Below are 23,834 nucleotides of genomic sequence, written 5' to 3' on the forward strand. Positions count from 1 at the left end.
CCACTCTGACAGGAGAGCCGGTATGCCTGCTGACCAGCAAGCACCTTTGCATTCTGCCCGCCATCAGCTGGCACAGCTGATCGCGGATATTCGTGAAAAACACGATGCGGACAGCCATTTGCTGCCACAGCTGGAATCGTTGCTGCAGCAGCTGGATCAGTTAAACGAGCATGATTATCTGACCGGCGCACTGAACCGGCGCGCCCTGCTGGCCCAGCTCAGCAATGAGCTGGCACGCTCTTACCGTACCGGTCATACCTTCACTCTGGCGCTAGTCAGCGTCGATCATCTGGAACAGATTTTAGACAGTCACGGACAGGAAACTGCACGCGCGATTCTGCGTCAGTTTGCAGCGGAATTCAGCCGCCTGCTGCGCACACTGGATGTGTTCGGACGCACCGCAGCCAACGAATTTGCCATCATCATGCCAACCACCTGGCTGGACCAGAGCCGCAAAGCGATCGTGCGCATCCGCAGTAGTCTGGATCAGAATGACTGGGCTGCCATTGCCCCCGGTTATCAGCTGCATTTTTCCACCGGCCTGACCATCAATCAGTTGCACGATACGCCGGAAGCGATGATGACCCGCGCACAAACTGCATTGCGTAATGCGCGCCTGCAAGGTGCCGGACAAGTCGCTGAACTGGAACCGGAACTGCCACCGTTTTCCGGCCACGAAGACTGATACTGTCTTAATTTTACGCAGCTTTCACTGGCGGGAAATCGCGGAACTTTCTGCACAGCATCCCGACTAAGCGGAGTACCGGCATCTGCCGGCTCTGACGACGACTTCAATCTGATCCGATATGAAACCCACCATCCTGATCGCCGCCCTGCTGAGTCTGGGTATAGCGGGCAGCAGTCTGCCTGTCAGCGCAAATGCGCAAACCACCGCTGCCAGCAGCATTGCTGATGCACAGCGCCAGCGTGCTGACTATATCCGTTCGCATTACAGTAAATTCGAATACCAGATTGCTATGCGTGACGGCAAAAAGCTGTTCACCGCTGTGTATGCACCGCTGGATGCCGGACCGGCCAAAACCTATCCGGTGCTGATGGTACGCACACCGTATTCGATTGCGCCGTATGGTGCGGCGAATTACAAACCCATGCTGGCACCGACCGCCGACTATGAAAAAGACGGCTATATTTTTGTGTTTCAGGATGTGCGCGGCACCTATATGTCGGAAGGTGAGTTTGTAAATATGCGTCCGCATATCAGCCAGAAAAAATCTGCGCAGGATGTCGATGAAAGTTCTGACACCTACGACACGATTGAATGGCTGTTACGCCATCAGCCATACAACAACGGAAAGTTCGGACAGTGGGGCATTTCTTATCCGGGCTTTTATACCTCTGCCGGTGCGATTGATTCCCATCCTGCACTGAAAGCGGTGTCGCCGCAGGCACCGATTGCAGACTGGTTCCGTGGTGATGATATGCACCGTCACGGCGCACTGAATCTGGCGATGGCATTTAACTTTTTTCACAGCTTTGGTCAGCCGCGTCCGAAACCAACCGATCAGCGTGGCTGGAAAGAACCGGAGTTCGGCACGCCGGATGGCTATCAGTTTTTCCTGCAGCTCGGTTCGCTGAAAAATGTGAATGAAAAATTCTTTAAAGAACGTATCGCGTTCTGGAACGACATCGTTGCGCATCCGGATTACGACAATTTCTGGCAAAGCCGTAATCTGCTGCCGCACTTAAAAAATATTAAGGCGGCAGTGCTGACCGTCGGTGGCTGGTATGACACGGAAGATTTATACGGTCCGTTGCAAACCTTCGCCGCAATCGAAAAACAAAATCCCGGTATTCAGAATCATATGATCATGGGGCCGTGGATACACGGTGGCTGGACCCGCACCGATGGCGATAAAGTCGGTGACAGCAACTTTGGCTATAAAACTTCAGACACTTACAAACCGCTGGAATACGCGTTTTTCCGCCATTATCTGAAAGGCGGCGATAAACCAGCCTTGCCGAAAGCGATGGTGTTTGAAACCGGTGCGAACCGCTGGCGTCAGTTTGACAGCTGGCCGCCGAAACAAGCGAAAGCGGAAAACCTGTATCTGATGGAAAACGGGAAACTGAGTTTCCGTCAGACTGCACAAACGCAGCCGTTCTCTGAATACATCAGCGATCCGGCTAAGCCGGTACCGTACACCACGGAAACCCTGACCGGCTGGAGCAAAAACTATGTCGCTGCCGATCAGCGCTTTGCCGCCAGCCGTCCGGACGTACTGGTGTTCCAGTCAGATGTGCTGGAACAGGATGTGACACTGGCCGGCCCGCTGGAAGCTGACTTGTTTGCCAGTGTCACCGGTACGGATGCAGACTTTGTGGTGAAGCTGATTGATGTGTTACCGGCGAATGCGAAAGACGGCGAGGTGCAGCGTGGTCATGCGCAGATTCTGGTGCGCGGCGAACCGTTCCGCGCCCGTTACCGCGACAGTTACAGCCAGCCGAAAGCGCTGGTGCCGAATGAAGTGACACGGATTCGCTTCGGCATTAACGATGTAATGCACACCTTCCAGCGCGGCCACCGGATTATGGTGCAGGTACAGTCCAGCTGGTTCCCGTTCATCGACCGTAATCCGCAAACATTTGTACCGAATATTTATCAGGCTGATGAAAAAGATTTCGTCAAAGCAAATCACCGTATCTGGCACAACGCCAGTTATCCGAGTGCGCTGAAAGTGCGTATTCTGCCAGCCAGCTGATTCTGTACCGCAACCGGTTTGTGCATGCCCGTGCGATTTCCCGCACGGGCATTTTATTATCCGGCATACATTTAACATATTTGAGAAAACTGAAAAACCTTGTGCTATTCTGCAGCTCGCAGCTCTGTTCGCTTTGCTACGTAAGGAGTCAACGATGTCGAATATTGCAGGTAAAGCCTATGCCATGAATGTCGTGACGCCGATACGCTGGCAAACGCTGTGGCTGAATAAAGCGTATTTTCTCGGCGTGAAATATTTCCCCGAAAAACTGAATGGCCTGATTACCCTGTCGCTGATTCATTACGCACGCTGGGTGATTGTCGGCCGCAAACAGTTTCCGCATGTCAGCAATGATCAGCCGCGCGAAACCCTGAAATACAACTACATGCTGTTTTTCAGCAACTTCAATGGCAGCTGGGATCAGTATGTGGATTCCTTCACATTCGCCATTCCTGCCGGTCTGGATTTGTTCTGGAAATGGAATGTGCGTTACTCCAAATCTGTCACGCTGACACCGTTTCACCGCTACATCCAGCACAATCAGTTAGAAACCCTGCATTACTACAACGCTTACCCGCTGGCATCATCCAATGATGTGAAGTCAGCGCAGCATGTGCGCGAACAATTGCTGGCATTCAATGCGCAGGTCAATGAAGGCAGCGATCAGGAATTTCAGCGGCGTTACAACGCTCTGCTGCGCGCGCTGCAGCATGATCTGGGCGCGATGTATCCGACGCCGATTATCAGTATGTCGGCTTATCAGGTGGAAAAACGTCAGCGCTGGCATCACGGCCAGCTGGATCAGGAGAACAGCCATGCCCAACGTCAGCGGTAATGCTTATGCGCTGAATATCCTGTCACCCATCCGCAACGGACTGGTGCCGGGACAGCAGATTTCCCACGCCGATGCGATCCGTGATCAGCTGCAGGGCTGGAACACAGAATTCAACAGTCCGATGGCGCTGGTGCCGCAAACCTATCTGTGCCGCTTTTATATTCTGGATGATGTGGTGATTCAGTCGCTGCCCGGCGGCAGTGCACCGGATACGCTGGCGGACTGGTCCTTGCTGGAATCAGATAAAGCACGGCGCGGGGCAATGCCGGCGCAGGATCATTTGCAAAGTGCATATCTGGTGTTCACCAGCAATTTTTACTGCGGTCAGAGCGGTTCGCCGGAACCCTATCTGAAAGGCATGTGGGAATCCATCAGCGGACGCATACGCCACTTGTGGCAGCACTGTTATGGTTTCGAAGAAGTGCAGGACGCACGCAGTTTTATCGCTTACATGCGGCGCTGTCAGCTGGAAACCAGTCTGTTCTTTGTCGGCTCGAACGACAAACCGCTGGAAGAGCAGTTAAAAGCGCTGTACCTGAAACAGGAATTCAGCCGTTTCGCGCTGGAACATCAGGGTCTGACACCGGCTGCGCTGCGTCAGGCTTATCTGGCGTTTATGCAGCGCGTACAGGCTGAGAATCTGCACCATCCGAGCTGGCATCCCGGCCAGTACCGTCTGTAATCCGCAGCAAAAGGAAGCACATGACCGCAACACTTGATCTGGCCGATATTCAGGGCCATGTACTGCGCGCGTATGCGCGTTTCGGTTATCCGACCGGCCGCTATGTCTTTCTGAATGTGACCGAAGCCGCCGCCGCGCGCCGGTTTCTGACTGAGATTCTGCCGCATCTGACGACTGCCGTTTGCTGGGGCGAAGGCAAAAACGAAATGGCGCCGCCGGATCTGGCGGTGAATCTGGCGTTCAGCTATCAGGGTTTAAAAGCGGTGGAATTGCCGCGTGCATCGCTGATGGGTTTTTCGCCGGAATTTGCGGAAGGCATGAAAGCGCGGCAGGATATTCTGGGCGATGACGGTGTCAGCGCACCGGAACACTGGGATCCGGTCTGGCGCGATCATCTGACCCGCCGCGACAAAGATGTGCATATCGCCGTGTTGCTGCATGCACGCATGCCAGCACCGAGTGCGAATACGCCGGAAGCCATCGCGCTGGCATTCCGCCTGAGCCAGCAAGGTCTGGATAAAGGTTTGCGCTGGCTGCGCCAGCTGATCAGCAGCACTGGTGACGGCGTGACCATCCTTGGCGGGCACCGTGGCCCTGACGGGGAATTACTCGATTATCAGGATGTGCAGACTGTGCTGGAAAACGGCATTCCGACTGCCAAAGAACATTTCGGTTACACCGATGGCATCGGTGATCCGGTGATCTCCGGCGTGCCTTACGACACCGACCGCGTCGCCGGACGCGGCAAGCAATTGGAGAACGGCCAATGGGAACCGCTGGCCCCCGGTGAATTTATTTTCGGACATCTGGATGAAGCGCAGGAATACCCGCCGGCACCACTGCCGCGTTTGCTGGCGCGTAACGGCACTTACATGGTGTACCGCAAGCTGCATGAAAACGTCGCCAGCTTTGATGCCTTTCTGGAACGCGAAGCTGCCAAAGCTTATCCGTTTGAAGGCGGCAAGGAATTACTGGCCGCCAAATTCGTCGGACGCTGGCGCGACAACGGCGCGCCGCTGGTCAGCGCACCGGACCCCGCCGCCAAAAAAGCCTTCGACCAGCGTTTTGCCGCTGCCAGTGCGCAGGAGCAGGACAAAATGCTCAGCGACTTCACCTATGATCAGGATATGAGCGGCGCACGCTGCCCGTTCAGCGGTCATATACGCCGGATTAACCCGCGTGCCTCGCTGGAAATGGGGCATCAGGCCGGTGATGTACCCGGTTCGTTCAGCCGCATGACCGGCGCATTTGATACACCGGGCGCACTTGCGAATCGCCGTCGCCTGATGCGTCGCGGCCTGCCCTACGGCGAAGTGCGCGACCGCAGCCGCAATGACGGCAACCACGGCATCATCATCATGCTGCTGAATGCGGACATCGCACGTCAGTTTGAATTTGTGCAGCAGCAATGGGTGAATTACGGCAATGATTTCCATGCCGGTAACGATAAGGAAATCATCCTCGGCAACCACAGTGCCGATACCCGTTTTGCCAGCAAAGCGGTGTTGCAGGTAGAGCCCACCAGCGAGCAAGTACCGTATCTGCTCGGCAGCATTCCGCGTCTGGTGGAAACCCGTGGCGGCGAATACTTTTTCATTCCCGGTATGACGGCGCTGCGTATGATTGCACGCGGCATTATTGATCCGACCTGAGTACCGCTGCGCTGTCCGGTTCATCGCAGATTTCACCAGCAAAAACGCCCTGCGCATAGGCTCAGGGCGTTTTTGCATTCTGACGTATCAGCGCCAGCATTCAGGAAGATATTAATGTCCGGCTGCAGCAAGCCTGTTCTGACCGGTTTCAGGCCATTTTCAGGCGTATTTGCGGACTTCTGCACAGCGATCCGGCGGTCGTCGGCAGAAAGTCCGGCTCTCCGGAAATGACGAATGCTGATTTCAGCACAATCATACCGACGGGCAGCGATGTTCAGGGCTGGCCGTGCTTACGGAATATCGTGGTGGAACCCCACAAAAAGCGGCTGCCTTCGCTGGACTGATCCAGCGATTCCATGCCCGGAATATCCCAGCCTTCCGGCTCTTTGCGTTCGGTATGGTTATGACCGTGGCGCATTCTGGAAATCGCTTCATACACCACTTTGCGGGCGCGGTTGATGCCGCCCAGCGGCCGGTGTTCCGGCAGCGCATGCCAGGGGCTGAACGATAGTTCATCGCCGAATTCATCCTGCAAAGGATGATCAAAATACTGGCGCGGAATCCGTATCGTGGCGACTTTGCGGAAACGCGATAATTCTTCCGGCCAGACCTTGCCCGGATCTTCGACCGGCATTTTTTCCGGATCGGTCTGGAACTGCACCATGAAATCAAACACAGCATCTTCCTGCGACAGCTGGCGCACCATGGCGCGGCGCAGATAGTCATCCGGCGGATTGTCCGGAATACGGTCGAGATGACGAATCTGCGGAATGACCGCGTATTTCACAGGGCGGTCGCCAAACAGATATGGCGTGGTGCTGTGATAACGCACCTGCAGCGGATTGGCGTGGCGCAGCATCGAATGCCAGAGATTCAACCCGACCCGCAGATGCGTCAGAAAATACCAGATCACTGACAGCGTACCGCTGGTCATGGCACGGATCAGTCCGGCAAATTCACGGACATTCGCCGTGACGAAGCGGTCGGTACTGATCAGAATAAAGTCCTGCGTGGTCGCATCCGCTTCTGCATCCAGCACTTTTTTACCGGGCACGCCCATCAGCTTGATCGCCATACCGCGGATATCGCGTTTGCTGTCCGGCTGTATGGTGGCACTCTGATTCGAAAACCGTATCCAGGTTTTATAGCGGCGCGCACGTGCAAACAGACCGACGCGCAATTCCGGCGGCAAATCCGGCTCCACAATGAAATACGCGCGTACCACACCGTGGGTTTTCGGATGCGCATCGCGGCGCATCACACCCTTCTGATATTCGCGCTGAATTTTGGCGCTCAGGCGCTGACGCAGGTCTTCAATATGCTGCTTTTCATCCTGCGGTATTTTTTCGCTTGCGTGTTGTGGTGACATACGTATCCTTCAGGTTTCCGTCACAAAGCGCCAGACGCGGGCTGGCAAACACATTTCCGGCGACATGCCGGAAACCGGGGCGCACTGCACTCAGATATGCTGCAATCGGACTCTGCAAACCAGCTTGCGCACAACAGCAAGTTCTCAACTGCCGGATGCTGGCAACAGACTGTATAAGACGGGGAATACGGCCTCATGTTACACAGTTTGATTTTTATCATCAAATAAAAACCCGCTCAGCCGTGGTATCACGCGACTTCTGTACAACCTTTATTTGCCCTGCGGAAAAATTGCCTTGTACGCGGACGATCTGCCTGTACGAATATCCCTGCTGCAGATCACACCTTTCCAAACTGAAACAAAAATACATCGCAAGACTGAGACTTCATGCATTGATTATTACGGATGTTTGCACCACAATCGGAGTTATGTAATTTAACTACAAAAATATACTGTGAGACATTTCCTGCCCGCCGCCTTACTGATCTCCGCCCTGCAACCTGCCTTTGCGGGCGGGTACGTCCCTGCACCACAGCATCTGGAACCACCGTTCTGGTGGGCGGGGATGCGCGAAACGCAGCTGCAGTTAATGGTGCATGCACCCAAGATTGCCGGCAGCAAAGTCGTCTTGCAGTATCCAGGTGTCCGGCTGCAAAAAGTGCAGACGCTGCCGAATCCAAATTATCTGGTGCTGACGCTGCAACTCTCGCCAACCGTGCGCCCGGGCAGTTTTGCTATCCGCTTCCTGCATCCGGAAACCCGTCAGGAACGCTATCAGTACCAATACCGCTTGCTGCAGCGCGAACCGCAGTCTGCACAGCGTCAGGGCTTCGGCGCGCAGGATGTGATTCTGAATCTGGTACCGGACCGTTTTGCTAACGGCAATCCGGACAATGACCGTATCGCAGGTTATCCCGATCATGTGGACCGCAGCGATGACGGCGGTGCGCGTCACGGCGGCGATATCGCCGGTATCCGCGCGCATCTGGATTACATACAGCGCATGGGTTACACCATGATCTGGCCAACGCCGATGCTGGAAAACAATATGCCGCGCTATTCCTATCACGGCTATGCGGCCACCGACCTGTACCGCATCGATCCGCGTTTCGGCAGCAATGAAGATTACCGGCAACTGGTACAGGCCGCACGTCAGCGCGGCATCGGCATGATTCAGGATGTGGTGCTGAACCATATCGGCAGCCACCACTGGTGGATGCAGGATATGCCGGCACCGGACTGGCTCGGCTTTCAGGGTAAATTTGTCCCCACCCGCCACGCCCGTACCACGCTCAGCGATCGCTACGCCGCGGCGGCTGACCGTGAAAATTTCAGTTACGGCTGGTTCACCGATACCATGCCCGACCTGAATCAGCGCAATCCTGTACTGGCAACCTACCAGATTCAGAATACGATCTGGTGGATAGAATATGCCGGCTTATCCGGCTTGCGGGTGGACACCTACAGTTACTCCGATCCTGCATTTCTGGCGCGCTGGTCGGCCAGCATACTGCGCGAATATCCGCATTTTTCTATGGTCGGTGAAGAGTGGAGCCCCCAGCCGCTGGTCGTGGCACGCTGGCTGCGCGGATACCGCAATCCGGATGGCTACCGTTCCTCGATGCCTTCCATGATGGATTTTCCCATGCAGGATGTGCTGCGTCAGGCATTCAGCGGCAATGAATCGTGGAACAGCGGCTTTAACAGCCTGTATGAAGCACTGGTGGCGGATCAGTTATATCCGCAGCCGGAACGCATGGTGCTGTTCGATGGCAATCACGATATCAGCCGCATTTACAGCGTGTTCGACAAAGATGCAGCGCTGGTGAAAATGGCGCTGGCGTATATCGCGACGATTCCGCGTACACCGCAACTGTATTACGGCACTGAAATCCTGATGGAAAGCCGTAAAGAACGCGATGATGGCGCGGCCCGCCGCGATTTCCCCGGCGGCTGGGCAGAAGATAAAGTGAATGCGTTCACCGGCGCAGGACTCAGCGATGCGCAGCAGGATATGCAGCGCTATGTGGCCCGTCTGCTGAACTGGCGTAAAACTGCAACGGCAGTTCACAAAGGGCGCATGCTGCATTTCTCACCGGAAGACGGCATCTATTGCTACTTCCGCATCCTGGGCAAACAAACCGTGATGGTGGTGCTGAACAAAAATACAGAAAGCCGTGAACTGGCACTGGCACGCTTTGCTGAGGGTACCGGCCAGAGCACACAGGCCACGGATGTAATCGCTGGCCGTCAGTTCAGGCTGGAAGAAAAACTTTCTGTACCGGCGCGTTCTGCCACGATACTGGAACTGGAGTGATGACTGTCTGCACCTGAGGCTCAACAGGCATCTGACACCGGCAATCAGATCAGTGAAAGGTTTTTACATGTCACTGAACTTTAATTGACATGTCAATACATGTTAAGACGCTTCTTGTTCTGCAGCACGGGATTGCAGAGTTTGCTGGCGTTCTTCGGTATAAGCCCACCAGGCTTGCGGCGGTTCGCCTTCCATAAAGCGGATTACTGACAAAAACACGTCGATCACACAGGGGTCATGTCGCTGAAGGGTCAGGCTACACAGCTCGTTATACAGCTGATACGCATCCCGCCCGATCAGGGCTGACGGATGCCGTATCCCCAGCAACATCAGATCACCAGCCGCCGCCGGACCAATGTTCGGCAGATCAGTCAGTTTATCCAGCTTCTCCCGGCAAACTTTTTGCGGATGCATGATTTCTCCGTGTTTCCGTCCAGTCCCGCGCCAGTAATCCGAACATCGCCGTATCAAAAATCTGATCGCCGACTATCCAGCGCTCTCTGAGCAAACCTTCCTGCGTGAATCCTAACATGTTCAGTAACTGAATTGAGCGGGCATTTCCCGGATCGGTATCTGCTTCGATCCGGTGCAGGCCTTCATGCGTGAAAGCCCAGTCCAGCAACGCCGTCAGTGCTTCCCGCATATAGGCTTTCCCCCAGAAAGCGCGGTTCATCCTGTATCCGAGTTCTGCACGGCGGTTCTGCAATGACCACTGATACAAACCGCATTCACCGATTACAGCACCGTCTTCGCGCCGTTCCATCACCAGCGGCAGGTATTCTCCGCAAGTCACCGCATGAATGCTGCGGACTATCCTTGCATCGGCCTGCGCCGTATCGGTCCAGGGTAATTCACTGCCATAACGGGTGACTGCCGGATCACTTCCCATTGCAAATACAGCTGCCGTATCCCCTGTTTGTACCGGTCGCAGAATTAAGCGTTCGGTTTCCAGTCGCAAATTCAGCCACGGATGTTGTATGTTTTCAGTTATCGGATCCATCCGTTCAAATAATTGCGGGGCCGGAACTGCCACCGGTCTCTCCTGCGTCAAAGACCAGTGATACGGCACCAAACCAGATCAGTGCACCCACAAACAGCCAGAACCAGTTTGCAAAGCTGAACTGTGCGTTCGATGCACCGTCCGTATCCCCTGAAACACGGTTAATTGTCTGCTGAACCACAAATAAAATTGCAGCTATCAAACCTGCGACCAGGATATTCAGAGTCAGATCCACCAGCGGTGCCATCTGCTCGCCATAAACACGGTCAACAATCCGCATCGTTATTGTTAGCAAAATCCACGCCCACGCCAGATTAGCGTGGTTTGCCAGAGCACCTCCGCGTTCTTCGGCCCAGTCGTTAACGCGCCTGAACAGGCCATGTACAAAAAACACATTAAAAATGGCACGGGGAATCGGCCATATATCTTCGCCGGTACGTTTCTGATGTGCGACCCACTGCGCGTATAGCCAGTAGACAGAATAAACCCCCATCGTTCCCAAGGTCATTACCCATAATTTACGCGGACTGACCACATAAAAATCATATTGATATAAGGCCTGGTTATCCGGTAACTCTGCTGTGGTTCCCGGTTCTGCGGTGACCTTGCTTTCGTACATTCTTATTTTCTCCGTTCAATAAATTCGTCAGCGCTGATGTTGCGCCGCAACAGTAAAAACGTGTTTGTCTTACATAATAACATTGCAATTACAACGAAACAGGTGGGGTTCTGTTCCGCTATCCGTATCAGGTTGTGAAAGTACAGCCTCAGTCGGCATATAGCGTCGCCCGTGCATCCGCTCACTGCACAGGCAGAATTCAGCTCGCGACCCGCCTGCCGGACACCGGACTCAACTTGCCGTTGTGAATCAGATGCGTTTTAACATTATGTATAAATTCATTGCAATTCGAAAAAAAACCGCCACAATGTAGATTGCGATAGTTGCCGGTTTCATATCTGAATTTTTATATATTCAGTATTTTCTGTGCATTACTTCGCAGGCTTTTCTGCTCTGCATCCGTTGAAGTTCTTGCCGTATCTCATTGAGGAAATGAAATATGTGGGATGTTTCTCTGCGTCATAAAGCCCCGTTGAGCGGCGCTGTCCTTATCGTGATCAGCGGCCTGCTACTGCTCTGGCAATCTGCAGGCTGGCTCAGTGCAATGTTCTGGCTGATCAATCTGGTCGCAACGGTGTGGTTGTTACGTTGCTCGATACAAGTAACACCCGCCACAGTCAGCGACACTCAAGCCGCACATGTAATGCCGGCACCGCAGGCTGCACAGGATCATCTACCGGATCTGCTAGGGCACGTCCTGCCGGTTTGGACAGAACATCTGGACCAGGTGCGTCAGCAAAGTGACCAGGCCATCGGCCAACTGATACAAAGCTGCAGTGCCATGGTGACTGCTTTCGACAATGCCGGTTTTGCAACTGCCGGTGCAGATACCAGCACTCAGCAAAGCACCTCCATCACCCTGCTGCAACTATGCAAAAAAGAATTGAATCCGCTGATCTTTTCACTGCAACAGGTTATTAACAGCAAAGATGAACTGCTTGGCTGTATGCGTCAGCTGGCCGAAGCCACGCGCGAACTGAACAGTATGACCAGTGAAGTCGGGCAGATTGCTGCAACAACCAATCTGCTGGCGATTAATGCCGCCATCGAAGCTGCGCGGGTAGGCGAACATGGTCGCGGTTTTGCTGTTGTGGCGGGCGAAGTGCGCAAGTTATCGCATCAGTCTGCAGAAACCGGACGCCGCATGAGTGAGCGCGTAAAACGCATCGCTGATGTTATGCAAAGTTCACTGAAAACTGCCGACCGCGCGGCACTAAATGACAGCAAAGTTCTGGAAGTATCGGGTGAGGTCATCAAAGACGTACTGTCACATGTGACAGAAATGGCAGACACCTCGGAAAGCATGCGGATACAAGGTCAGATTATCCGTGAAAACTTTGAGGAACTGATGGTCAGCCTGCAGTTCCAGGACCGTATCAGCCAGATACTGCAGGTGGTGCACGGCGATATTGCCAGACTGAATCATGAAATCGGCGAAGTACCACAAGACATGTCCGACTATACCCGTGACTGGCTTGAGGTACTGAAATCCACATATACCATGCAGGAAGAATTAAACGCCCATAACGGACAGCCAGCGGAAAAAACCTCTACCGAAATTACTTTCTTCTGAACAATCACCGCCACCGGCAAATCTGCGCGGGATGAAGTGGGGTCAGGCATGGAAAATCAGGATCCGAGATCAAGGGTGCTCGTTGTCGAAGACGATGAGCTTGTATCTCTGCAAATACAACTGAAGCTGGAGCTGCTTGGCTTTTCCGCAGTAGGTGCCGCCGCAAGCGGCTCGAACGCGATACGCCTCGCTTGCGAGCTGATGCCTGACATTATCCTGATGGACATCATGCTTGAAGGTGAGATGGATGGCATCGATGCTGCCCTGCAAATACGAAGCAAAGCCGACATACCTGTCGTTTTTTTAACCGGCTCAGAAGATGACACCTCGTTTTCCCGTATCCGTGCTTCAGATGCATTTGGGTACATAATTAAACCTTATACCGACAGGGAGCTGAAAACCTCTCTGGAACTGGCACTATATAAACACAGAACAGAAGCCAAGCTGAAATCCAGCGAGCAGTTACTGCGTGCAATTTTTGAAGCTGAACCTGAGAGTGTGCAAGTCATCAAAGCGGACGGTTATCTGCTGGAAATGAATGCTGCAGGCCTGATGATGCTGGAAGCGGACAGCATCGAAACTGTACGCAGCTATGGTTTGTATCAATTCCTCCATCCGCGTTACCGAAAAGCATTCCAGATACTGCATGATCAGGTCATCGCCGGTGGCAGCGGACAGCTGGAATTTGAAATTACCGGTTTATCTGGCACCATGCGCTGGATGGAAACGCATGCAGTTCCTATCCGCGCAGGTGGCGGTGATATGCCCATGGCGCTTTACATTACCCGCGACATTACAGAGCGTCGCCGCACTGAAGAAGCATTGAAGCAAAGTGAGCAAGATCTGCGCGAAGCGGAGCAGATTGCACAGGTGGGTCACTGGGTCTGGGAACCAGATCTCGGCAAGGTCAGCTGGTCCGCCGAAATGCAGCGTATCTGGCAGCGTGACTTATCCAGATACGGGCCTGATATCGCACGCATGATCAGAGAAACGATACATCCCGACGATCAGGCAGAAATTATTTCACGCCAGAAAGATACGTTTAAACAACACGCACTGACATTGCCGTTTGAATACCGGATCGTATTACCGGATGGCAGCATACGCTATATCTGGGCAGTCCCGGGCAGCCGTATTTTTAATGCCAGCGGCCGCGTTGTACGCCTAACTGGCATCGTGCAGGATATTACAGATCGCAAGCTGGCTGAAGCATCCCGTCTCGAAAGCGAAGCCAGACTGGAACATACGTTCAGTGCTTCACCGGTAGGTATGGCGCTGATCAGTATGAATATGCGCTTTATGAAAGTGAACCATGCGTTCTGCCATATGCTGGGCTGGTCAGAACATGATTTACTGCGAGACGGATTCGATCTGATTGCACCAGTTGATGATTTATCAACTGACCACCAGTTGATTTCAGATCTACTTTCCGGTGAACGCGTGTCAGTACAGACCGAGAAACGCTATTTACACAGGCTTTCTCATGATGTCTGGACGCAGCAGCATCTGGGCGTAGTCCGCACAGCTACAGGTAAGGCAACACACTTCGTATTACAAATCGTTGACATCACCGAAAGAAAACGGGCAGCGGAACAATTACACAAATTATCCCTGGCTGTGGAACAGAGTCCGGAATCGGTCATTATTACCGATGTCAATTTACACATTGAATATGTGAATGAAAGTTTTCTGCAAACTTTCGGCTTTGAACGACGGGAAATTCTCGGAAAAAACCCTAGCTGTATACGAGCAAAACCGGATGCATCACCGCCAGCCAGTCTGAAAGAAACCCTGGAGCGCGGCGATATCTGGCGCGGTGAATTTTATAATCGCCGTAAAGATGGCAGTGAGATAGTACAACATGCGATCATCACACCCCTGCGCCAGCCAGACGGCACGATTTCACACTATGTCTCTGTACAGGAAGATATTACTAATAAGAAAAAACTGGAGGCGGAACTGGTGCAGTACCGCCATCATCTCGAAGAGCTGGTTGATCAGCGTACACAACAGTTAGCAGAAGCACAACGTCAGGCAGAGGCTGCTAATCAGGCTAAAAGTAATTTCCTCGCTAATATGAGTCATGAAATCCGCACCCCGATGAATGGGGTGCTCGGCATGACTTACCTGGCAATTTCTGCTACCAGCGACCCTAAACAAAGAGATTATCTTAAAAAAATTCAATTATCAGGAGAACATCTTTTACATATAGTCAATGACATCCTGGATTTCTCAAAAATAGAAGCCGGGAAAATGACGCTGGAGGCCATTGATTTCTGGCTGGATGAAATGTTTTCCAAGCTGGCCGGAATGATGGAAAACAAATTGACCGGGCGACCAATTCAACTGCAATTTCAGGTTGATCCCACGCTTAGCAATCACATGCATGGTGACCCGCACCGCCTGAGTCAGATTCTGATTAACTACACAAATAATGCTATTAAATTCACGGAACAAGGTGAGATCGTTGTCAGGGCAAAAAAGCTGCATGATACCGGCGATGGATGGATGGTCCGGTTTGAGGTGCAGGATTCGGGCATAGGCATGACCGAAGAACAGCAAAGCCGTTTATTCCGTTCTTTTGAACAGGCTGACAGCTCTACGACCCGTCGTTATGGCGGTACTGGTCTGGGGCTTGCCATCAGCAAACAGCTGGCCAGACTGATGGGGGGCGATGTTGGTGTGAGCAGTGAGCCCGGCAAAGGCAGTACTTTCTGGTTCTCCGTACACTTATCTGCGGCACATGATAATACCGAGCGTGGACCAGCATTGCCGGAGGCAGCATGCCTGACCAGATTGCGACTGCTGGTACATGATCATGGAAAAATTCATATCGTGGTAGCAGACGACAATACCTTTAATCAGCAAATTGCCAGGGAATTACTCGAAGAGGCTGGTATTCGGGTAAGCATTGCCAATCACGGCGCAGAAGTTCTGGATTTACTGGAAAAAGAAAAACCAGACTGCATACTCATGGATGTACAAATGCCGGTCATGGACGGACTCGCCGCAACTCGCCAGATCCGTACTATGCAGGAATTTCAAGAACTACCGGTCATTGCTATGACAGCAAACGCAATGAACGAAGACAGGCTGCAGTGTCTGGGAGCCGGTATGAATGATTTCATTCCGAAACCGTTTATACCGGACGTTCTTTTCGGAACCCTGTTGCGCTGGCTTGGTACCCATCCTGAGAATACGCGCACAGAATATCATCCGGTGGCAGCCCCCCTACCCGAAGCGCAGGCACAGACAGAACCTTCATTGCTGCAGCTGCATGAGCTGGCAAGGCAACTCGGAGATCAGCCGGACAAACTGATACGCTACGCCCGCAAATTTGTGCAGTCTGCCCAGCAGGGACTAGAGGATATGCGGCTGGCAGATCATAACGAAGATTTACCCACACTGGCGGCGTTGGGCCACAAACTGAAATCCAGCGCCCGTACAGTGGGCGCACATCAGTTTGCTGCATATTGTGAGGAACTGGAACAGTTACGACGTAATACCGACTTACCGCACGCGGCGCGCTTGCTGAAAACCCTGCTGGCTATGTTGCCGGATATTGAAGCATGTATAGACCGGATGGAAAAAAACGGAATACCGGGTCTTTCGCATGGTGGAACAGCGTCACCAACCACCAGTAGCAGGGCAGACTTTACAGGATTGCAGGTTCTGGTACTGGAAGATGACAACACTCACCTGGAGATAGCCTGTGCCTGCCTGCGGCAGCTCGGCGTGAGCCGCATTATGTCCTGTATGGACGGGCACCAGGCTTTGATGATGCTGCGCACTTATCAACCCGATATTCTTATTTGTGATTTGCACTTAAATGGTCTGGACGGTGTCAGTTTCCTGAGGATGGTTGCTGAACAAGGTTATCATGGTGCTGTCATCTTACTCAGCAGCGTCGACCCTAACCTGCTGAAGGCAGCTGAGAGTCTGGTCAGTGCCTACGGGCTATATCTACTGGCGGCATTACGAAAACCGCTGACAGCAGATGTATTGGAATTGTCCCTGCGCCAGCGCCGCCTCGAACTACCTAAGCCGGTAACGCTGAAATCAGAGGTACCGTTATCCCTTGATGAAGTACAGCGCGGGTTTAATGAGGGTTGCATCGAAGTGTTTTATCAGCCGAAAGTCAGCGTCTATGACAAACGCGTGCTGGGTGCAGAATGCCTTGCACGCTGGCGGCATGGCGATGGAAAACTGGTTGGTCCGGGCAGCTTTGTTCCCGTGCTGGAAGCACATGGCATGATCAATATTCTGACGCATGAAGTGTTAAAGAAAAGTGCGATTCAGCTCGGCAAATGGCGCAGGCTCGGACACGATCTGAAACTCTCGGTGAATGTATCTATGGATGATCTGGATCAGATCAATTTACCTGAAGAATTTGAACGTATCGTCCGTGCTGCCGGACTGGAACCTGCGCATATAACGCTGGAGCTGACCGAGAGTCGGCTGATGGAAAATCTGACGCTGAGCCTGGAAATTCTGACGCGATTGCGGCTAAAGGGTTTTGGATTATCGATCGACGATTTCGGTACCGGCTTTTCAACCATGGAAAATCTGAAGCAGTTACCAGTCACTGAACTGAAAGTTGACCGGGCCTTTGTTAACGGTGCCACCAAAGACGAAGGCGCACGTGCGATTCTGGGATCAAGCATACAATTGGGCAAAATTTTCAGACTGAATCTGGTCGCCGAAGGTGTCGAAAAACAGGCTGACTGGGATCTGATTGCAAATTCAGGCTGTGATGAAGTACAGGGTTTTTTCATTGCCAAACCGATGCCTGCAAGCGAATTCTTAGACTGGAAAAGCCGTTGGGATCAACAACACAATATGTATAGTCTGAAAGCCTTTACTGATGGAGTCAGCAATGCGTGACGAGGAAACAATCATGGCGGAAAATACAAGCGATCTGAGCCGGCTCAGAGTGATGGTCATTGATGATGATGACTTTCAGCTCGATTTTGCAACTGAGCTCCTGGAAGAGCTTGGTATACGTAAAGTAACCACTGCGCTTGGCGGTGATAATGCATTACTGGCGCTGGATCACCAGCCAGCGCCCGATCTTATCTTATGTGATATTCAGATGCCTGGTATGGACGGGTTTGAGTTAATTAAGCATCTTGGTGATCGTCAGTTTGAAGGTGCGGTCATCCTGATTTCAGGACAAGGAGCCAAAGTACTGTATACCGCATCGCTGGTCGCACAACTGGCTCGTTTGCATTTTCTGGGGACAGTAGAAAAACCTTTATCAAAAAATGCTTTACTGAATATGCTGGAAAAAGCACAGGGCTGAAAAATAATACGAACCAGCGCAGGAAAAAAACGGCATCCCGAAAGATGCCGCTGGCGAAACTTTTTTGACTGCCTGAGTCGCAGACTCAGGCAAACCATCTGTGTTTGCGTATCAGAATTTTTTCCACAGCTTCACAAAGTACGAAGCACCGCCGAGACCAAACTGCACGCTGTCGTAGTAGAAGCCATTGTCCGTTTCATTCGGGTCCTGACGGCTAGGCTTCACATTGAATACGTTGTTTGCACCGACTGTGATTTTGGTACTGTCATTCACAGCATATGTCAGTGCCAGATCAGCAGATGTCTTCGGTGCGTAATACGCATTTGCGACCCCGTTCGCCGTACCGGAGAAAGTACCCAGTGTCTGCGGACCGTAGTGAATCACTTTGAATTCACCATTCCATGGGCCCTGTTCGTAATTGAAACTCAGCGTGGCTTTACGACGCGGACCACCCTGCTCAATAAACAGACGCTCACGTTCAGACAGCAATACATCTTCATACCCTCTTAATGCAGCAGGTGCTTTCACCTTCGTCACCTCGGTTTTGCTGAAGTTCGCAGCGAAGTAAGTCGTGAGTTTGCCGGCAGCAAAGTTTGTTTTATACGAGGAAGTCAGATCCAGGCCCTGAGTACGGGTACTGATCGAATTCACAAAAAACTGTGCCTGCCCGACACCCAGCCCGGACAACACCGCGCCCAGTGCCGGATAGTTGGTCGCGTCAAAACGGCCGGATAAGACGATGCGGTCAGAAATATCGATGCGGTAAAAGTCAGCTGTCGCGGAGAATTGCTGATTCGGTTTGAAGGTCAGACCCAGGGTATAGCTTTTGGATTTTTCTTCCGTCAGCTTAGGAATACCGGCAGCGTTCGCGACGGTACCGCCGTTCGGTGCCAGCACCACATCCATCGGCTTACCGCTGATGAAATCGGTGAAGGTCGATGAGAAATACACTTGCTGCAGCGAAGGTGCGCGGAAGCCGGTACTGACCGAAGCGCGCCCCAGGAATCCATCGGCAAGCTGATAACTGGCAGCCAGCTTACCGGTCAGCGTGGAACCGAAGTCGTTATAGCGTTCAGCGCGTATTGCTGTCTGCAATTTCAGTTTGCTGGTCAGATCTGCTTCGATGTCGACATAGGCAGCGATACTGTTACGGTTTTTGTTGGTACTGTCGCCTGGCTGAAATCCCGGAAAGCCCTGACTACCGGCATTGCCGCCGATACCAACACCGTCTGCATCAATATAAGAGCCCGGTTCACCCGCGAAAATCTGGTATTTTTCATAACGGTATTCGGCACCGAAAGCGACGTTGGTTCCCATGAACCAGTTGTCGAAATAGCGGCTGAAATCCAGATTGGTGGTTGCCTGTGCAAACGAAAAGCCACCGGCATCAAAGCTGCTGGCACTGACACCTTTACCGCCTGCCAGCAAATCTTTATTGGCGATCGATGCATTCAGCGTATTGGTAACGTCATACTTCAGACGGTTGTAGCCGTATGTTTGTGACAAATCGGCATTCCATTCGCCGACGCGCATACGGTAACCAGCAATACCGTAGATATCATTAATATCACCGTTGATATACGGCACAAATCCGCCGGGATACATGGCAGCAGAATTGCGGCTCGGAATATCATCCGTACCGACACCGCCACGCGCCCATGCGGCAGAAGATGCACGGCGTTGCTGATTGCCCAGTGTGAAATAGAATTTGTCGCCACCACCGTTTGGTACTTCGCCGTTGATGTAAACCGTAGGGCCGGTCACACGCGCATCACCAATGGTACGCGGATTACCCGGATCTGCACGGTTGGAACGACCACGGTCAGTATATTCCGCCGTGATGCCGATCACACCGGCTTCACCCACACGGAAACCGCAATAAGCGGAAGGTGCATAGTTTTTACCGTCACCCGCAGAATACTGGCTGTACCCAAAACTGGCTTCGCAGCCCAGGGATTTTTTCAGCGAAATATCCAGCACACCGGCAATCGCATCAGAGCCGTACTGTGCTGCTGCGCCATCACGCAAGACCTGAATATCATTGATTGCCATCACCGGAATCGCATTCATATCGGTACCGGTATTGCCACGGTTACGCGCACCGAACAGATTCACCAGTGACACCGTATGACGGCGCTTACCATTGACCAGCACCAGCGTCTGGTCAGACCCCAGACCGCGCAGCGCTGCCGAATCCACCAGATCTGCGCCATCAGCACCGGTCTGACGGGTGGAATTAAATGAAGGAGAAATATTTGCCAGTGTCTGTGCCAGATCGAACTGGCCACCGGATTCCGCCACCTTGGTCACGGAAATAATATCAACGGGTACAGGAGTTTCCGTCGCCGTTGCATTAACTTTACGCGAACCGACGATAGTCAGGGTTTGTACCGGTGGTTCCACCAGTTTTTCAGTTTTGGCAGCAGTCTGAGCCATACCAGTCAGCGGGGTGACCGCGGCAAGACCGGCAGTGCCATACAAGGCGAGCAGGATCGCTCTGCGCATTGGTGTCATACTTAATTCCTCACAAATGAAAGTGCAAAATGCTGAACTGGTCTGCCATGCTTTTTTTCCACATGGCAATCTGGTATCAGCGATTGCTTGTTATTTTTGGAGGAATCAGTATCCCCGCTGCGCTGCGCGAGGGTCAATCAGGCTGTTGCGTGATTGCGTCTTTTCTTCGAAAATTTCACAAAATGACAAAATTATTTTCAAATATATCGTCATTCTGACATCAAATATCTCATTCCAGCGATGGCGCGGCTACCGTACCATGAACACATTTCACCATCTGCCAGACGCACTGGTATGCCCAGCTGCGCTGCCAGTGCTTCCACATGTTCAGGCTGAAAACGGTAAGGTTCAGTCGATAACCATACTTCACCGACACCGGCCTGTAAGGCATCTTCCCAACTGAATGCCGGATAGCGCTGTTCACCGGCAGGATGCCAGACAGTACGGCCACTGCTGCGCAGCATGTCTGCAATGTAGGTTGATGCCGAAATCGTCATCCAGGGGTCCTTCCAGATGCAGTAAACGAGCGGGGGTTGCTGTTTTTCTGTGCCGGATTGCGCAAAACGGGCGTAAACGGTCTCAAATTCATCACACAGAGCTTGCGCCGCCGCTTCCACGCCGAACAGTTGCCCGAACAGGCGATAGACGTCCAGATTGTCACGCAGGGTCAGCGGATGCGTGACGACCACATGCGGCACGAACTGCGCCAGCGCATCCGCCACCGGCTTTTCGTTTTCATCAATATTCAGCAGCACATGGGTTGGCGCAAGTTTGCGGATTTTGTCGAGATTCACATCTTTGGTACCGCCAACCTTGGGAATCGTTTTCACCACTTCCTGCGGGTGAATACAAAATCCGGTGCGCCCCACCAGTGAATCTGCCAGCCCCAGATCCACAATTAATTCGGTCAGCGACGGCACCAGACTGACAATACGGGCGCTGCCCTTTGCAAATGGCGGGTGGATCTGACCGATGGCGTCAGTACAGAATGCGCTGCTCATGGCCGGGATTCCGGTGGTAAGCGGCCTTTGCGCGGTGCCTGACTGAATGCAAAGTCATACAGCCAGTTCGGCAGGATGCGCAACAAACGTGCGACCCAGCCCATTTGCCACGGAATCACACGATACGAAGTACCGGACTGAATCGTGCGCAGTGCGCGGGCCGCGAACTGGTCGGCCGGCATCAGAAACGGCATTGCGTAAGTATTCACCTGCGTCATCGGCGTATCGATATAACCCGGTGCTATCGTCACGACACGAATACCGCTGGCGCGCATTTCGAGGCGCAGCGATTCGCAATAACTGATCACTGCCGCTTTGGAAGCACTGTAAGCTTCTGCGCCCGGCAAGCCACGTATGCCTGCGACGCTGGCAATACCGACCAGACGACAATCCTGCGGCCGTTTTTGCTGTTGCATATGCGGAATAAACGGCGCAAAGGTCGCAGCCGTCGCCAGCAGATTGGTGTCCATGACTTTGCGGATCACAGCCAGATCTTCCGCATGTTCCGTCAGCGTTCCGGCGGAAATACCGGCACTGGCAATCACCACATGCACTTCACCACTGCGCCGGATAAAGTCCTGTGCCGCAGCATGCAATGCCGGATGATCATTCACATCCGCCACATAGATCTGATGTTTTTCCGGATGCGGCAAACTGTCTTTTAAGGCTTGCAGCGCATCAGCACGGCGTCCGAGCAAACCCAGACTGGCACCGCTGGCAGCGTAGGCACGCGCCAGTGCTTCACCAAGTCCGGACGATGCGCCGGTAATAAACACATTCATAGCTTCTCTCAAAAAAAAACCGCCAGTCAGAGACTGGCGGCATGCTGCCATCGTCGCAGATTGCGCCGCGCAGACTGTATTATTTCAAGCCTTTTTCTTTGGCAACCATATTCACCAGCTGATCCATCACCACCAGCACTGCACGGTTTTGTTCATCTTCGGTGACACGGCCAATGGTGGACACTGCCTGCACCGGTGAGGTAACAAAGCGGCCATCAATCGCAATCGTCGGCACGCTGTCGACCTGATAATCATTGAGTAACTGGTTATAACGGCCTATCTTGCCGGTCACGCCAAAGGAGTTAAACACTTCTTTGAATTTTTGCTGATCCAGACCCGATGCCGCCACGAATTTCATCACATCGGCTTCGGATTGCAGACGGTTACGCTCCACGTGATACGCATTGAAGGCTTTCACATGATGGGTACCGAGTTTGCCCATGATATCCAGCGTCGCGTACAGTTTTTGCTGGTTCGTCAGGCCATGAAAACCGACGTGCACACGTTTGAACACAATTTTATCGCCCTGTTTTTTCAGCCAGGCTTCCAGCATCGGATCCAGCGCATTGCAGTGCGGGCAGAAGTAACCGAAAAACTCGATGACTTCGATTTTTTTACCGGCTTCGGTTGGCTGTGGTTTGCCCAGCACTTTGTATTCGACGCCGGCTTTCGGTGTGTTCGGTGCAGCGATTGCACCGGCGGCCAGTAACAGGCCTGCGCCCAGCATCAGGGTTTTGCGAAAAAATTGTCTCCGGATCTGCATCTGTACTTCCTTCAAAGGCTCAGTTTATTTCAGGGTTTTGACGATGGCGACATCGACACCGTTCTCAGACAGTTTGGCACGCTGACGGTTCATCGCTTCTGCATTCGGATACGGGCCGGTGCGTACACGGTACAAGGTACCGGTATCGCTGTTTTTTTCACTGATTTTGGCTTCGAAACCAATCAGCGCCAGCCGTGCACGCGCACTTTCCGCATCAGCCTGTTCTTTGAACGCGCCAGTCTGCAGATAATACGTGTATTTGTCATCGGCTGCTGCTTCCACCTTCACAGGATCGGCTGCTTTTGCGGCATCTGCCGGTTTCTCTTTCGGCGCTTCGGTTTTCACTTCCGGTGCTTTCACCACGGCAACCTGCGGCGGTGTTTCAACAGGACGCGTTTCTGCCGGTTTGGCAACAGCGTCTTTGGCCGGTTCTTTACCGCCGAATAAAGGCTTATTCGGATCACCCAGCTGGCTGACCGGCTGATCCGGTTTGTCTTTAACGCCTTTGTTCATAAACGGCGTGGAGGATTTATTGATCAGCAGGGCAACGGCAACCGCAATACCCAGACCAATGACCAGACCAATAATCAGGCCGGTCAGAGTACTGCCGCGCTGAGCGGCAGAGCTTTGTGGTGATTTCATGTGTCTCCGGACAAGGAAGTGACAGACAAAAAAACGGCCTGAGCAGTTCAGGCTGCGCAGGCC

18 protein-coding genes are annotated in these 23,834 nt (G+C 52.9%); 9 read left to right on the forward strand and 9 right to left on the reverse strand.

Features of this window, described 5'->3' with window-relative positions; all coding sequences use genetic code 11:
- Positions 1–22: 22 nt before the first annotated feature.
- The 5 genes from IE092_RS14390 to IE092_RS14410 all read left to right on the forward strand — a co-directional run bounded on the left by IE092_RS14390 (position 23) and on the right by IE092_RS14410 (position 5,889).
- Positions 23–685, forward strand: coding sequence for a GGDEF domain-containing protein (locus tag IE092_RS14390; RefSeq protein WP_189357890.1), 663 nt, complete (start codon positions 23–25; stop codon positions 683–685).
- 121 nt (positions 686–806) lie between these two features.
- Positions 807–2,720 (forward strand): CocE/NonD family hydrolase, encoded by a 1,914-nt coding sequence (locus IE092_RS14395; RefSeq protein ID WP_189357891.1) that lies wholly within the window; start codon positions 807–809, stop codon positions 2,718–2,720.
- A 154-nt stretch (positions 2,721–2,874) separates the two neighbouring features.
- Complete coding sequence (locus IE092_RS14400) at positions 2,875–3,555, forward strand: hypothetical protein (RefSeq protein ID WP_189357892.1); 681 nt, start codon at positions 2,875–2,877, stop codon at positions 3,553–3,555.
- Entirely contained in the window at positions 3,536–4,237 is a 702-nt protein-coding gene (locus IE092_RS14405) for a hypothetical protein (RefSeq protein WP_189357893.1), read from the forward strand. Before IE092_RS14400 ends, IE092_RS14405 begins: the two co-directional genes overlap by 20 nt.
- A gap of 20 nt (positions 4,238–4,257) precedes the next feature.
- Entirely contained in the window at positions 4,258–5,889 is a 1,632-nt protein-coding gene (locus tag IE092_RS14410; RefSeq protein ID WP_189357894.1) for a Dyp-type peroxidase, read from the forward strand.
- 274 nt (positions 5,890–6,163) lie between these two features.
- On the opposite strand, the gene IE092_RS14415 is transcribed toward IE092_RS14410, so the two are convergent.
- A complete protein-coding gene (locus IE092_RS14415) occupies positions 6,164–7,258 on the reverse strand; it encodes a catalase family protein (protein WP_189357895.1) in 1,095 nt (364 codons plus the stop codon).
- Positions 7,259–7,712: 454 nt separating this feature from the next.
- Between IE092_RS14415 and IE092_RS14420 the strand changes: the two genes are divergently transcribed.
- Complete coding sequence (locus tag IE092_RS14420) at positions 7,713–9,575, forward strand: glycoside hydrolase family 13 protein (protein WP_189357896.1); 1,863 nt, start codon at positions 7,713–7,715, stop codon at positions 9,573–9,575.
- 102 nt (positions 9,576–9,677) lie between these two features.
- Here IE092_RS14420 and IE092_RS14425 read toward each other — a convergent pair whose 3' ends face one another.
- From IE092_RS14425 to IE092_RS14435, 3 genes are read right to left on the reverse strand one after another with little or no spacing between them, the layout of a single operon-like run.
- The gene (locus IE092_RS14425; protein ID WP_189357897.1) at positions 9,678–9,989 is read right to left on the reverse strand and encodes a helix-hairpin-helix domain-containing protein; all 312 of its coding nucleotides are present in this window, start codon (positions 9,987–9,989) and stop codon (positions 9,678–9,680) included.
- The gene (locus IE092_RS14430; RefSeq protein WP_229793193.1) at positions 9,952–10,608 is read right to left on the reverse strand and encodes a GNAT family N-acetyltransferase; all 657 of its coding nucleotides are present in this window, start codon (positions 10,606–10,608) and stop codon (positions 9,952–9,954) included. Before IE092_RS14430 ends, IE092_RS14425 begins: the two co-directional genes overlap by 38 nt.
- The gene (locus tag IE092_RS14435) at positions 10,580–11,194 is read right to left on the reverse strand and encodes a hypothetical protein (protein ID WP_189357898.1); all 615 of its coding nucleotides are present in this window, start codon (positions 11,192–11,194) and stop codon (positions 10,580–10,582) included. Before IE092_RS14435 ends, IE092_RS14430 begins: the two co-directional genes overlap by 29 nt.
- Before the next feature lie 439 nt (positions 11,195–11,633).
- On the opposite strand from IE092_RS14435, the gene IE092_RS14440 reads away from it, so the two are divergent.
- The 3 genes from IE092_RS14440 to IE092_RS14450 are packed head-to-tail and all read left to right on the forward strand — an operon-like array spanning position 11,634 to position 18,069.
- Positions 11,634–12,767: a methyl-accepting chemotaxis protein gene (locus IE092_RS14440; RefSeq protein WP_189357899.1), complete on the forward strand. Its 1,134-nt coding sequence runs from the start codon at positions 11,634–11,636 to the stop codon at positions 12,765–12,767.
- Between the two features lie 48 nt (positions 12,768–12,815).
- A complete protein-coding gene (locus IE092_RS14445) occupies positions 12,816–17,651 on the forward strand; it encodes a response regulator (RefSeq protein ID WP_189357900.1) in 4,836 nt (1,611 codons plus the stop codon).
- 13 nt (positions 17,652–17,664) lie between these two features.
- The gene (locus tag IE092_RS14450; RefSeq protein WP_189357901.1) at positions 17,665–18,069 is read left to right on the forward strand and encodes a response regulator; all 405 of its coding nucleotides are present in this window, start codon (positions 17,665–17,667) and stop codon (positions 18,067–18,069) included.
- 111 nt (positions 18,070–18,180) lie between these two features.
- On the opposite strand, the gene IE092_RS14455 is transcribed toward IE092_RS14450, so the two are convergent.
- From IE092_RS14455 to IE092_RS14475, 5 genes are all read right to left on the reverse strand, one after another.
- Positions 18,181–20,583, reverse strand: coding sequence for a TonB-dependent receptor plug domain-containing protein (locus tag IE092_RS14455; RefSeq protein ID WP_308427136.1), 2,403 nt, complete (start codon positions 20,581–20,583; stop codon positions 18,181–18,183).
- 209 nt (positions 20,584–20,792) lie between these two features.
- Positions 20,793–21,584, reverse strand: a complete 792-nt coding sequence (locus tag IE092_RS14460) for a helical backbone metal receptor (RefSeq protein WP_189357902.1) — start codon at positions 21,582–21,584, stop codon at positions 20,793–20,795.
- Entirely contained in the window at positions 21,581–22,366 is a 786-nt protein-coding gene (locus IE092_RS14465; protein ID WP_189357903.1) for an SDR family oxidoreductase, read from the reverse strand. Before IE092_RS14465 ends, IE092_RS14460 begins: the two co-directional genes overlap by 4 nt.
- A gap of 79 nt (positions 22,367–22,445) precedes the next feature.
- Complete coding sequence (locus IE092_RS14470) at positions 22,446–23,129, reverse strand: thiol:disulfide interchange protein DsbA/DsbL (protein ID WP_229793194.1); 684 nt, start codon at positions 23,127–23,129, stop codon at positions 22,446–22,448.
- A gap of 24 nt (positions 23,130–23,153) precedes the next feature.
- Complete coding sequence (locus IE092_RS14475; RefSeq protein WP_189357904.1) at positions 23,154–23,771, reverse strand: SPOR domain-containing protein; 618 nt, start codon at positions 23,769–23,771, stop codon at positions 23,154–23,156.
- Between the last annotated feature and the right edge of the window lie 63 nt (positions 23,772–23,834).

The sequence above is a fragment of the Cognatundibacterium squillarum genome, assembly GCF_014652435.1.
Classification (GTDB): domain Bacteria; phylum Pseudomonadota; class Gammaproteobacteria; order Burkholderiales; family Burkholderiaceae_D; genus Undibacterium; species Undibacterium squillarum.